This is a genomic window from Lactobacillus sp. CA30L (assembly GCF_059900845.1).
The window spans coordinates 391,956-404,677 of record NZ_JBWXGB010000001.1; the positions used below are offsets into that span (position 1 = coordinate 391,956).

General features: G+C 50.6%; 10 protein-coding genes. 1 reads left to right on the plus strand and 9 read right to left on the minus strand.

Annotated features, from left to right (window positions below; all coding sequences use genetic code 11):
- Positions 1-25: 25 nt before the first annotated feature.
- Positions 26-439, minus strand: coding sequence for a MarR family winged helix-turn-helix transcriptional regulator (locus tag AC2JF8_RS02025; RefSeq protein WP_500728788.1), 414 nt, complete (start codon positions 437-439; stop codon positions 26-28).
- 264 nt (positions 440-703) lie between these two features.
- Between AC2JF8_RS02025 and AC2JF8_RS02030 the strand changes: the two genes are divergently transcribed.
- On the plus strand, positions 704-2,392 hold the full coding sequence (locus tag AC2JF8_RS02030) for an Rqc2 family fibronectin-binding protein (protein WP_500760622.1): 1,689 nt from the start codon (positions 704-706) through the stop codon (positions 2,390-2,392).
- 50 nt (positions 2,393-2,442) lie between these two features.
- Here the strand turns inward: AC2JF8_RS02030 and carB are convergent, their stop codons facing one another.
- From carB to AC2JF8_RS02070, 8 genes are all read right to left on the minus strand, one after another.
- The gene (carB, locus tag AC2JF8_RS02035) at positions 2,443-5,622 is read right to left on the minus strand and encodes a carbamoyl-phosphate synthase large subunit (RefSeq protein ID WP_500760625.1); all 3,180 of its coding nucleotides are present in this window, start codon (positions 5,620-5,622) and stop codon (positions 2,443-2,445) included.
- A 3-nt stretch (positions 5,623-5,625) separates the two neighbouring features.
- Positions 5,626-6,681 carry a carbamoyl phosphate synthase small subunit gene (locus tag AC2JF8_RS02040; RefSeq protein ID WP_500760627.1) on the minus strand — a complete coding sequence of 352 codons (1,056 nt, stop codon included), beginning with the start codon at positions 6,679-6,681 and terminating at the stop codon, positions 5,626-5,628.
- 4 nt (positions 6,682-6,685) lie between these two features.
- Positions 6,686-7,594: an RluA family pseudouridine synthase gene (locus tag AC2JF8_RS02045; RefSeq protein ID WP_500760629.1), complete on the minus strand. Its 909-nt coding sequence runs from the start codon at positions 7,592-7,594 to the stop codon at positions 6,686-6,688.
- Positions 7,584-8,051, minus strand: a complete 468-nt coding sequence (gene lspA, locus AC2JF8_RS02050; protein WP_500760632.1) for a signal peptidase II — start codon at positions 8,049-8,051, stop codon at positions 7,584-7,586. The genes AC2JF8_RS02045 and lspA overlap by 11 nt, the downstream gene beginning before the upstream one ends.
- An 8-nt stretch (positions 8,052-8,059) precedes the next feature.
- On the minus strand, positions 8,060-9,736 hold the full coding sequence (locus AC2JF8_RS02055) for a formate--tetrahydrofolate ligase (RefSeq protein ID WP_500760635.1): 1,677 nt from the start codon (positions 9,734-9,736) through the stop codon (positions 8,060-8,062).
- 270 nt (positions 9,737-10,006) lie between these two features.
- Positions 10,007-10,339, minus strand: a complete 333-nt coding sequence (locus AC2JF8_RS02060; protein ID WP_500728795.1) for an acyltransferase — start codon at positions 10,337-10,339, stop codon at positions 10,007-10,009.
- Between the two features lie 10 nt (positions 10,340-10,349).
- On the minus strand, positions 10,350-11,579 hold the full coding sequence (locus AC2JF8_RS02065) for a metallophosphoesterase family protein (protein ID WP_500760638.1): 1,230 nt from the start codon (positions 11,577-11,579) through the stop codon (positions 10,350-10,352).
- Positions 11,560-12,702 carry a THUMP domain-containing class I SAM-dependent RNA methyltransferase gene (locus AC2JF8_RS02070; RefSeq protein ID WP_500760640.1) on the minus strand — a complete coding sequence of 381 codons (1,143 nt, stop codon included), beginning with the start codon at positions 12,700-12,702 and terminating at the stop codon, positions 11,560-11,562. Before AC2JF8_RS02070 ends, AC2JF8_RS02065 begins: the two co-directional genes overlap by 20 nt.
- Positions 12,703-12,722 lie beyond the last annotated feature (20 nt).

Genomic DNA, 12,722 nt, shown 5'->3' on the forward strand with positions numbered 1-12,722 from the left:
AAAAACAAGCGATTCGACTACTTGCTTAAATTGAGTTTTCCTCTTTGATTTTTTGAATTAGTTTATCAAATACACGGTTAAAGCCGCCGATCTCCTGCTGGGAAAAGTCACCCATCATTTTTTCTTCGATGGCTGCAAGAACCAGTCTCAATTCTGCTGCCTTCATAAGACCCTCGGGGCTTAGTGCAACCGACTTGCTCGAATCGGTTGCAGAACGGGTGACGCAGATGAGGCTGCGCGTCTTTTTCTGCTGGAGCTGTCTGCTTAACGTTGACAACGATATCTTCAAATCACCGGCTAGGTTGCCCATTTTGAGGGCGGTGTTTTTGGTCTGATAAAAGTAAAGCAGAATCCGCGTTTGGGACATGTTAAGTCCACACCTGCGGGCAATTTCCTTTTTGATATTTTCTGCAACTAGGTTAAAAGATAAAATATTCATTTTGCTACCTTTTCTCGCTTTGGCGTGAAACAATCGCTTGCGCCAATACCTTGATTATTAATTTTTGCTTATGAAAAATTGCATCAATAACCATTAATCTATATTATCAGTATAACAGCTTTAACCGGTTGTTTGTCAATAAAATCTTGCTTAATTAATATATGAATAATGGTACTCTTTTTTAAGGTCATAGGGGCAAGAGTCTCCTTATACTTATTGCCTAATAATTGCTATAATAGAAGTTATTAGTTGAGGTGATTATTTATGGCATTTGATGGATTATTCATTCATAGCCTTTTAAACAGTATTAAACCAATTGTAGTAGACGGACGTCTTGCTAAAATTTACCAGCCCTTCGAGTATGACTTAGTGTTGACGTTTAGAAAGGAACGCAAGAACTACCAGCTGCTTATTTCTGCTAATCCGCAGTCGCCCAAGTTATACATAACCAAGCAGGCAATCAGCAATCCAGACAAGGCTCCGACCTTCGTCATGGTGCTGCGCAAGTACCTCGAGGGGGCGGTCTTACAGTCAATCAGGCAAGTTGGCGTCGACCGAATCGTCAACTTTTACTTTAAAACCCGCAACGAGTTGGGGGATCAGGTCCAGCTGGTGCTGTCCGTAGAGTTAATGGGCCGGCACAGCAACGTTATCCTTTATGATAAAACCAGCGGCCACATCATTGATTTGCTCAAGCGAATCAATCCGGAGGAAAACCGCGTGCGGCTTCTCCTGCCTAAGGCCAAGTATGAGCTTCCCCCCCTTACGCCGGGAATCAACGGCTTTGAATTGAGCCAAACAGAATTTGACCAGCGGCGGCGTTCTAATAGTCCGGGTGAATTTGCACGCGCAGTGAACGGCCTTGACCGCGACGACCGCGACGAGCTGTTGGGCTACTTAAAAGACGATTATTCTTACGCCTCGTTTAAGACTTTTATGGGTCAGTTTAACAAGGACGGTGCCTTTGTTTTAAGAACGCCTGATAACAAACGCAAGATTTTCCCCTACCTGCCCTACCACCTCGACTTGGTCAAGGAAAGTGCCGACCCCAACATCAACCATGCACTGGAACAGTTTTACCTCGAACAGTCAAATAGCGCTTGGGTAAAGCAAAAGGCGGGTTTAATCGAGCGTGTGGTCAAGAACGAACAAAAGAAGCTGTCCCGCAAGGTGGTCAAGCTTCAAAAACAGCTCGATCAGGCAGAAAATTCGGAAAGCTATCGTGTCTGCGGCGAATTAATCAACGCCAACTTGGCGCAGATTAAGCCGGGGATGACGGAAGTGAAGCTGCCCAATTATTACGAGGACAACAAGCTGATGACAATCAAGCTCGATTCAGCCCTGTCCCCCGCCCGCAACGGACAAAAGTATTTCACCAAGTACAAAAAGCTGCGCGATTCGATCAAGCACGTCAAGGAGCAGATTGAACTTGCTAAGTCCTCCCTGGACTACTTTGATTCAATCCAGACGGCGATTGATAACGCGGATCCCCAGGACATTGACCAAATTAATGATGAGTTGGTCAATCAGGGCTATCTTGGGCGGCCGCAAAAGCAAAAGCGCCGCAAGAAAATTACGGAACGAAATCTCAACAAGTTCCGCTTATCCACGGGCAAAATCGTCCTGGTTGGCAAAAATAATTATCAAAATGATTGGCTGACGCTGAAAAAGGCCAATAAAACCGATATGTGGTTTCACGTCAAGAACATACCCGGTTCACACGTAATCCTGCAAGACCCCCAGCCAACGCCGGCAGAAATTGCTGAAGCAGCCGAAATCGCGGCCTATTTTTCCAAGGCCAGGAATTCCGCGCACGTGCAGGTCGATTACATCCAAGCCAAACGGGTCAAAAAGCCGGGCGGCGCCAAGCCGGGCTTCGTGATATATACCGGGCAAAACTCGATTGAAGTTACGCCAGAAAAGGAACGTGTTCTGAACAAAAAAGTAGAATAAAAAGAGGATGCACTTCAACGTGCATCCTCTTTTTTTGCAGAAATTAAATTTTAAACCGGCTGGGTTGTCAGCGAAAGTGATTCCAAAACCGCCAAGATCAGTTCCGTTGTTTCAACGCTGGAAAAGACCGGCACGTGAATGCTCAGGGCCTCGTCCCTGATTCGAATCGCATCGCCACTCGCCGTATCAGACAGGTCGGTAATGTTGATGACCATGACAACCTTGCGCTGGCGAATTTTTTCGAGCAGGTTGCTGGAACCGCTGTGGACCTTGGTTACTACACCCGTTGTAATCCCCGCTTCCGCCAGAACGTTGGCTGTTCCTTCCGTTGCAACAATCTTAAATCCCAGCCGGTAGAAGCGCTGGGCCAGTTCCGTAGCCCTTTTTTTGTCTTTGTCACGAACAGAAATAAAGATTGTTCCGTAGCTGGGGATCAAAAGGCCGCTTGCCTCGTATCCCTTGTACAGCGCCTTGGTCAGTTCGGTGTCGCGACCCATAACGGAGCCGGAGGACTTCATCTTCGAGTCAAAGGTATTGTCGCTGTTGTAATTGACGTAGGAAAAGACCGGCATCTTGACGTAAATAAAGCCGCTGGAATGCCACAACCCGGTCTTATAACCGAGACTAGCCAGGTTGTTGCCCATCAAGACTTCCGTGGCACACCTTGTGATGTCCTTGTCCAGCGCCTTGGACAGAAATGCAACGTTGTGCCCCGCGTAGGGCTTGATCTGGAGCAGGTAAATATTCTTGTTGACGGTTAAAAAGTGTAGCGTAAAAATTCCCCGCATTTGAACCCGTTTGATCAATGCGACCGCGTACTCGGTGAGGAGCTTCTTGCCCGCCTTAGAAAGGTTCTGCGGCTTAAAAACGGCGATCGAATCCGACGCGTGGGAGCCGGTCTGTTCTAGGTGTTCGATAATTCCGGGAAGTGCCACGTCCTTGCCATCGGAAATCGCCGTAATTTCATACTTGTTGCCCTCGATAAAGTGTGACAAGGAAACTTTTGATAATTGATTTTCCTCAAGGTACTTCTCTAAAGCGGGCTTATCATAAACAACGGCTGACTTCTGCTTGACCCCCTGGTTGTTGAAGCCGCCGACCAAAATGGGAAAACCGTGCTGGGTGATAAAGTCCTGGAGTTCCTTTTGGTCGACAGTCGTCAGGAGGGGATTTTGCTTGAGCGCCTTGAGCGGCGACGATAACACCTGGTCAATCTTGTCCTTGGCGTTGACGCCCTGGTTACCGAAGACGTTGAGCCCGTTTTCGATCAGTTTCTTGCTCAGTGCATTGACCTCCTTGCCCGAAAACTGTACTAAAACGTCCCTTATTCCCTCTTTTGCGGCAATATCAAGGATATTCTCAAGCGTGATGGGCTCAAAGTATACCTTGTCGGCACGGCGGTAGCTGGTGGCAACAGATTCATCATTATTGGACAGCAGCACAGTGGCATAATTATTATTATGTAAAGTATCCAGTGCGTGGCTAATCATATAGTCAAATTCATTGGTTACAGATACCTGGAGCGGCAGCATGCCGATGACCAGGACCTTTTTGCTATTGGCGGCCAGTCCGACAGATTCGTCCTGGACGCCAAACGCGGAGTAATAAGCGTGCACCTGCGGCTGAACCGTGCCCGCCGAGCCGTCAATTTGCAGGTAAGCCGGCTTAAGGTGGGCTTTTTCAAGCTGCTTCTTCAATGCCACCATATTTATTTTGGTCATGCCTGAAATCAGCTGGTTGCTAAAGCCGCGTGCCTTGGCTTCCGCGAGCAGGCCATCGTCGGCCTCGCCTTCACTCAGCCGCGTGCCAATCTTGACGATGTGCTCAAGCTTTTGGTAGTACACCGGATTGATGTTGATTAGCCGCTGCAGTTCGTGGTAGTCAAACCCAGCGGAAATTGCAGCCAAAAGTCTGACCAGGTGCAACTCGTCGGGGTGCAGAAGGTCCGCAGCGATTTCCGCTTTTTCCTTGACCTCTTCATTCCTAAAGGCGGTCAATCCCATCTTAATGTTCACCGTTGAGCTGATGCCCTTTAAGAAGGCGGCCTCGAAGTTGCGTCCCACTCCGATTGCTTCGCCGCTTGCCTGTACCCTGCTGCTTAAGTCGTAGTGGTTGCTGCCGGACTGAATCAATGACCAAAATGGCATCCTGATTGCAACCTTGTCAAAGGTTGGTTCGATCGCGGCCGATAGGCCCGACATCGGATCCTTGATCTCGTTTAGCCCGTACCCCACGGCCACCTTGCTGACAATATAGCCCGCACTGTAGAGGCCAATTCGCTGCGCCCAGATTGCGCTCCTGGTCAGGCGCGGCTGAATAGTTAAGATTTTTACCGCAAACTTCGTTCCCTGGTGCTTGACTGCGAAGTGAATATTTAGGATGCCCACTATTTTGAGACTGGCAGCAATTTTTTGGGCAACTTCACGAATCATCTGCACCTGATCGTTGTTCAGCGTTAAGGCCGGAATCACGGCCGCGGAATCACCGGAATTAACGGCAACGGATTCAATCGTGTCCGCCAGGTTGGTGAGGACAACGTTGCCGTTATTATCACGGATAACATTGACAATAACTTCGCCCCAAGCGGACAAGTCTTCGGTCAAGTGGTAGCGCGTGGGAACAAAGTCTTCGCTCTGCCGTTCCTTTTTGATGTAGTCGACCACGTCTTGGGCGTGATCGAAGACCTGCTGCTCGTTATGCAGGTAGCGTCTCTCCTTGATCACAAGAACAGGAAAAGCGACTTGCGCAGTCAGCTGCTCTTTTAGGTTTGCCGGCGCGAAGTCGGACAGATTCCAGTAGCGGTTGATGTTAATGTCGTTTTGCTCCAAAAAAGCGGTCATTTTCTGGTGCGTGTTAATCATGAGCGTCTGCTCGTTTAGGGTTAAAAGACGAATGCCCATCTGCTGCAGAATGCCATCGCGCACTAGTTCGCGGGTGACCTTCAGCCCCATGGTTGACCCGTAGGCCGGAATAATCGCATTGGGTTCCTCCATGCGGATTATTCGCTTAAGAAAGTCAAGCGTCATGGGTTCCAGGTAAACGGTCACTCCCGGCTGCTTGTCGGTTGAAATAGTTGCCGGATTGGGGTTGACCAGGATGACTTGAATATCTTCTTCAAGGAGGGCCTTGATCGCGTCCACGGTTAGTACATCAGTTTCAGAGACGTTGCCGATGAGGGTCGGTCCCGAACCGATGAGCAGCACTTTATCCAAATCTTTTTCTAAGGGCATTTTTTACACCATCATCTTTATAAAATCATCAAAAATACTGAGGGCATCGAGGCTGCCAGGAGCCCCCTCGGCGTTAAACGCCGTCGCAATCAGCTTGTTTTTCTTGTTGCTGAAGCCGGCGAGGAGCTCGCTATGCATGTCGTAATAAGCCCGCTCCATTTCCAGGTGGACGCTATTGGGCAGCACCAGGCGGTCAATATTCATCGCCACCTGCCATATTTGGTTTGAATTCTGTTCAATCACCGGGTAGTTGGTGCCGTTAAAGGCTGCAGGCAGGCCCACCAGTTCGAGGTGCAGGTAATCACTGAGTGCCAGAAAGCCCAGACCAATACCCCAGATGGGGTACTGCTTGTAAAAGGCATCCAAAATAGGCTTAAGGTCATCCCTTACTTCCTCGACTTTTCCGGGACCGCCGGAGATAATTATGCCTTCCGGCCGCAGGTTCTTGATATCGGGAACGGCGACGTTATATGGCAGCACAGTCGCATTAATCTTTCTTAGCGACAATTCGCGCAGCATCGAATGCTTGAGTCCCAGGTCAATGATCGCGACAGTCTTGCCCACGTTGGGGGCAGCGTAGGCATTTTTGGTAGAAATGGCCGCCGACTTGTTTTTGGGCAAGACGAGCGCCCTGATCTGGTCAAAGGCGTGTTCATCGTTTGTATCCATGATTGACGCCTTGATCACCCTGTTTTCGGTCAGGCAGTGAACCAGCGCACGCGTGTCAACATTATATATTGCCGGAATCCTTTTTTCCTGCAGGAAGGAGTCCAGGTCCTGAAAACTGTTGCTGTCCGAAATGTTTCTGGCCACATCGTTGGCAATTATCCCCTTGACCGCCGGGGTTATGCTCTCATAATCGATTGCATTAATTCCGTTGCCCCCAATCATCGGGGTGGTAAAGACAAGAATCTTGCCCGCGTTGGTCGGATCGGTCAATGCCTCCTGGTAGCCAAAATTGCCCGTTTGGACCGCCAATTCGCCCGTCGAAATAATCGAGGAGCCGAGCCCCTCACCGGCATAAGAGCTGCCGTTTTCAAGAATCAAATATCGTTTCATTTCTTCACTTTTTTCCCCTTAATTCGGCTAGCCGCTGCGCAAAAATGGCGGGTGGAGCAACCTTGAATTCACACCACTCGCCCGTACGCGGCTGGGTGAAGCCCAGGACCTGGGCGTGCAAAAACTGCCCGTTGCCCCTGAGGGTGCGGTGGGGACCGTACAACGGGTCGCCCGCAACGGGATGACCGATATAGGCCAGATGAACCCTGATTTGGTGCGTGCGGCCGGTTTCCAGCTGGCAGCGAATCAAGCTATAGCCGGCAAATTGCTCCAGCACCGTGAAGTGGGTGACCGCCTCCTTGCCGTTTTCAACCACCGCCATTTTCTTGCGGTTATGGTGATTGCGACCAATCGGAGCGTCAACCACGCCCGACTCTTCGCTAAAATGGCCGTGCACGATTGCCAGGTACTGCCTCTTGTTTCTTTTGTGCGCCAGCTGCGACTCCAGGCTAACCCGTGCCTGTGCATTTTTGGCAACCATTAATAAGCCCGAAGTATCCTTATCAATCCGGTGGACTATTCCGGGGCGAAAGCCCTCGGGACTTTCCGCGAGACTTTTCGTATGGTAGAGCAGTGCGTTGACGAGGGTATGGTCCGGGTGCCCCGCAGCCGGATGAACGACCATGCCCTGGGGCTTATTGACTACGAGGACATCATCGTCTTCGTACACAATATCGAGCGGGATGTCTTCCGGAACCACGGCCAGGGACTTAAGCGCGGGCACAGTAACAAAAACGTGATCGCCCTTTTGCACCTTGTACGAAACCTTCGTGCTCTGACCGTTTACCAGAATATTCTGCTCCTTGACCAGTTCCTTAATGCGTGTGCGCGATAGTGAACTGACCAGCGCGGCCAGCACCTTGTCCAGCCTGCCCTCTTCGTCATTGATGATAAATTCGTATTTAGTGGCCATCTGTTTCTTTACCCTCGTCAAATAAAAGCAGGTACACAAAGACAAGGACAATGCCCACGCTGATGGCTGCATCCGCTATGTTGAAAATATTGAAACGGACAAAGTCGACCTGAACCATGTCAATGACATACTTAAGGTGGATGCGGTCGATCAAGTTGCCGATAATTCCACCCAAAACAAGGGACAGGCCAAAGTTGAACAGCCTGCTCCCGTATTTTTTATTAAATAAGTAATAGAGGCACGCAAAAATGGCCACTGCACTGATAATGTAGAAAAACCACATCTGCCCCGTGAGTATGTTCCAGGCCGCCCCGTCATTTTGCACATATGTAAACGAAAAAACGTGCGGGATAACCGGGTGTACTTCGCCCAGGCTGTAATTGTGCGCAATGAAATTCTTCAGCGCTTGGTCTGCGGTTACAACTGCCAGTGAAATAATTAAGTATAAAATCTGCATAGTAAAATTTAGAATAGACCGCTGATCTTGCCGTTGTTATCGATGTCGATGTCGAGTGCTGCTGGGTGCTTAGGTAATCCCGGCATGTCTAAAACACTGCCAGTTGTAATTACGATAAAGCCCGCACCATTCTTTAGGCTGGCACCCTTAACGTGCAAGCAAAAATCGGTCGGTGCTCCCAGCTGCTTTTTATCATCGGTAAACGAATACTGCGTCTTGGCGATGATGACGGGCAGCTTATCCTTTCCCATCTTCTCTAGTTCGTGAATGTCTTCCTCTGCCTGGGCAGAATATTCAACGCTTGCGGCGTGATAGATCTTTTCTGCCACCTTTTCAATCTTGGTCTTAACTGAATCCTGCTCGTGGTAAATGGGAGTCAGGCTTGCTTGACCTGAATCGGCCAGGTCGACCACGGCTTGTGCAGCGGCGACGCCACCCTCTGAGCCCTCTTCGTGGTAGCCAACAACAAAGGCGTTAAGTCCCTGCTCTTTGACTAGCTCCTGCAGGAGGTTGAGTTCCTTGGCCGTATCGGTTGCAAAGTGATTGATTAGGACGATGACGGGCACACCGTAGTTGCGCATGTTGTTCATGTGCCGCTCCAGGTTTTTGAAACCCGTCCGCAGTGCCGCGAGATTTTCCTGGTCGAGGTGGGCGGTTGTGCCTTCCGCCTGGTACTTGAGTGCCCGGACGGTTGCAACGATAACGCTTGCATCCGGTTTCTTTTCCAGGTGCTTTGAAACAAAGTCCATAAACTTTTGTCCGCCCAAGTCACTGCCAAAACCGGCTTCCGTCAGCACGTAGTCACCCAGGTGCAGGGCCAGGTTGGTGGCCATGACAGAGTTAGCGCCGTGCGCAATATTGGCAAAGGGGCCGCCGTGAACCAGCGCGGGCGTATGCTCAATCGTCTGAACCAAGTTGGGCTTGAGCGCATTGCCCAGAAGCGTTGCAATCGCACCTTCAAAGCCGAGATCCTTAACGTAAACCGGTTGGTCGTCCCTCGTGTAGCCGACTAGCATGAGGCCAATCCGCTTCTTGAGGTCATCGATATCGCGGGCCAGACAGAGAATCGCCATCAATTCGTTTGCTACCGTAATTGCAAAGCTTGACTGGTGCTCAACGCCGTTGAACTTGGAGCCCTGGCCAACTGTAACGCTGCGCAAGCTGCGATCGTTAACGTCGATTCCGCGTTTTAGCAAAATCCGCTCTGGATCAAGGTCGAGCTCGTTGTCCTGGTAGATATAATTATCGACCAAGGCGGCCAGCGTATCAATAGCGGCGGTTAACGCGTGCATATCGCCCGTAAAGTGCAGGTTGATGTCTTCCATCGGAATCACCTGCGCCCGTCCGCCACCGGTGGCGCCCCCCTTTAGTCCAAAGACCGGACCCATCGAGGGTTCACGCAAGGCAATCACCGTTTTATGGTGGAGCCGGTTATTAATCGCATCCCCAAGACCAATTGTCATCGTTGATTTGCCCTCGCCGGCCGGAGTGGGTGAGATTGACGTGACCAGGATCAGCTTGCCTAAGTGCCCGTTGGCAAGGGTCGACTTGATCGCTTGCCAGTTCACCTTGGCCTTGTCCCGGCCATAGGGTTCGATGTCGCTTTCACTCAAACCCACCGCTTTTGCTATTTCATTAATCGGTAATGCGTGTGCTTTCTGTGCAATTTTAATATCTGTTTTCATTGCGCATGCCTCTTTCTGTATAAATCTAAACTACCATTTTAACCATTGTCCTTTTCAATTTAGAATTTAGGTGCCACCCTTTCATTAACTACAGTTTCTATGGCTATTATAGCAAAGATTGACCAAGATTCACTCTTTCCTGATTAGTTAAAACAAAAGAAAAGGCCACGACGCGAAATCAGTCATGACCCTTCTTAATTATGATTTGCCGCGCAGAAAGTGTTTGCGCAAAAGTCAGCACTGGTCAAAGCTTGCCCACCACGGCTGCCACTACTTTTCAATCCTTAGCAAGTAATATTTTTGCGGTTCAAGTCCCTGCACCTCGTACACGCAAAACCGGCGCCAGCGACATGTGCGTTTTGGGGCCCGCTTAAGTGCGCGCTTGGCCCTGAAGGGCAGCTTCAGCGTGTCCTTACTCCAGTACGAATTCACGTACGTGTAGACAGCCAACAACACAAACAAGATTCCGCACCCGATTGCCGGCCAGTTAAAGCTGCTGGTGCCCTCATATGCGATAATCAGACTGGTGAAGAGGACAATCAAAAGCCAGCTAAAATAGATTAGGCCAACCCGGCCCCAAACGACGTAGTGCTTCTTAGCCATCTGTTTCTCCTTAATAAGTGATCTGAAGCGCCAAGTTGCTGTGGCTGCTTGTATCATACAGCGTCTCGAGGTAGCTGCTAAAACGCGGATTCTGTGCAACCAGCGTCTTGTATTCCACAGACGAGTATAAGCGGCTAAGCGTCTTTTTGCTAATGTGGTTATGCCCGGTAAAGTAGTTGTAGTTCATCTCAATGAACAAGCGGTTGACTTTATGGACAAGCGGTGATTCGGCCTCCCCTGCGGGCTCGTTTACACTTGAATTGGTGGCCAGGTTGCGCAGCTGGATGTTCTTGAGGTAATCATGAAAATGGGCCAACGTGTGATTTTGGCGTTCTGCTTCGGTCAGGTACGGCGTCATATTGAACGTGTGGCGCTTGTACTTAAGCGTATCTGCCCCTACTTCCACAATGCCGTAGGCCTGGTCGTACGAACAGAAGCTTGATGTGACCACTTCTGTTGTTGGCGTGCACTTCTGGGGCTCCACGATGTTCTGGGCGTGAATGTGACCCGAAAAGGCCACCTTGACGTTGTACTCACGGCATAATTGCCGGACAACGGCCGCATTGTTCAAGACGAAGCCCTGGTTAACCGCCGGATTGTGCACGTACAGGTTGTGGTGCATAAATAAAAGCGGCCGCAAGTGGTGCTGGCGTGCATATTCAAGCTGCTGCCTGAGCCAGACAATCTGGTCTTCGCTTATCTCGCCGGCAGTCTGCGGCGCGGTAAACACCTCTTTGTGGCCGTAGATGTTGGAATCCAGCAGCAGCATGAGGTAGTGGGGATTGAGCTGCACGCTGTAGGCCAGGGAATTGCGGTCCTTTTGCATTGCCGCCCCATACGACTGGTGAAAAATCTCCCGCCACTTGCCGGGGCTGATTTGTTCCGTATAGAGCTGGTCGTTGCCCTTAAAGGCGCGTGCCCACCCGTCAAAAACATCGTGGTTTCCGGGCAGCACCAGCAGCTTGGTATCCGTTAGGCCGCTGAAGATTTTCTGAAACCTCCGGGCAGAAACAAGCTCACCGTTAAAGGTAATGTCGCCCGTAACAACGAGGGCGGCCGGCTTTTTCTCGTTAAGCAGCCTGCAAAAGGCGGCCAGGGCCGTCTCCTGGTATGCCAGATCCTTGCCCTGGCTTGTATCCTGAATCTGACTGAAGGCCGCACCGTTGTCGTGCAAGCTGTCTGCAATCAGGTGGGTGTCGGAAATTACCCAAAATTCTGCATTAGTCTTGTCTGTGAGCACTCTTTTTCGCCGCCCAGTACTGGTAAAAGTCAACCCGGAGGTTGCCGTTGAATAGTTTGCGCTTCTTCGTTGCCGTTTTGCCGAAGCAGGCTTCAAAATTGGGGTCACCCACCAGGTAATACTGGCTGAAACTATCGTACTTTAATAGTGCCTCCCCCATCTGAGCGTACAGTTCCTCGGCCGACTGCCTGTCTTTGAGCCGTTTGCCGTAAGGTGGATTAGCGATAATCACGCCGTTTTCCAGGTCGGTTTGAAAGTCTTTGACCGCGACCTGCTTGAAGTAAATATCTTGCAGGACGCCCGCATTGTTGGCGTTTAGCTTAGCAATTTCCAAAACGGACTGGTCAATGTCGCAGGCCCAGATAGGCTGCGCCAGCGGTTTCACCGCGCTCCTGGCCTCTTCAAGAATTTCATCGTGCAGCTTAGCGTCAAACCAGTCGAAGTCGTCAAAGGCAAACTTGCGCCAGGAGCCGGGCGCAATGTTTCTGCCAATTAGTGCAGCTTCAATCGCCAGGGTGCCCGAACCGGTCATTGGGTCGATTAGGGGGTGGCTGCCATCGTAGGGCGTCAGTTTGATCAAGCCGGCCGCAAAGTTTTCCTTCAAAGGGGCACCGCCGTGTTCAATCCGGTAGCCCCGCTTGAAGAGGCTCATCCCGCTGGTATCAAGCGAAATGCGCGCCACGTCTTTGTAAATGTGCACGTCGAGCGGGTACAGGCTGCCGCTCTCCGGCAAAAAGCCGCGCCGGTGATACTGGTCTGACATCTTGTTGACGATTGCTTTTTTGACAATTGACTGGATGCCAGGCTCCGAGTGCAGTTTCGAGCGCACCGAACGGCCCTGGACGGGGAACTTGGCGTCGACGGGCAGTAGTTCTGCCCAGTCGAGCGCATAGACCTGCTCGTAGAGGGTATCAAAATCGGTTGCCGTAAACTCCTTCAAAAGAATCTTCACCCGGTCTGCCGTCCGGAGCCAGACATTGGTTCTGACGATATCCTCTTGATTGCCCGTGTAAAAGACGCGCCCATTTTCGGTTCTGGTCTCGTAGCCCAGTGCCTGTAATTCCTTGGCCACGATGCTTTCAAAACCAGCACCCATTGTTGTGTACAGTTGATAATTTTTCATCTTGTCTCTTTCGTTCATAA

Coding starts and splice junctions, on each gene's coding strand:
- AC2JF8_RS02025 (WP_500728788.1), bottom strand. CDS start 439: ATGAATATTTTATCTTTTAACCTAGTTGCAGAAAATATCAAAAAGGAA.
- AC2JF8_RS02030 (WP_500760622.1), top strand. CDS start 704: ATGGCATTTGATGGATTATTCATTCATAGCCTTTTAAACAGTATTAAA.
- carB (WP_500760625.1), bottom strand. CDS start 5,622: ATGCCCTTAGAAAAAGATTTGGATAAAGTGCTGCTCATCGGTTCGGGA.
- AC2JF8_RS02040 (WP_500760627.1), bottom strand. CDS start 6,681: ATGAAACGATATTTGATTCTTGAAAACGGCAGCTCTTATGCCGGTGAG.
- AC2JF8_RS02045 (WP_500760629.1), bottom strand. CDS start 7,594: ATGGCCACTAAATACGAATTTATCATCAATGACGAAGAGGGCAGGCTG.
- lspA (WP_500760632.1), bottom strand. CDS start 8,051: ATGCAGATTTTATACTTAATTATTTCACTGGCAGTTGTAACCGCAGAC.
- AC2JF8_RS02055 (WP_500760635.1), bottom strand. CDS start 9,736: ATGAAAACAGATATTAAAATTGCACAGAAAGCACACGCATTACCGATT.
- AC2JF8_RS02060 (WP_500728795.1), bottom strand. CDS start 10,339: ATGGCTAAGAAGCACTACGTCGTTTGGGGCCGGGTTGGCCTAATCTAT.
- AC2JF8_RS02070 (WP_500760640.1), bottom strand. CDS start 12,702: ATGAAAAATTATCAACTGTACACAACAATGGGTGCTGGTTTTGAAAGC.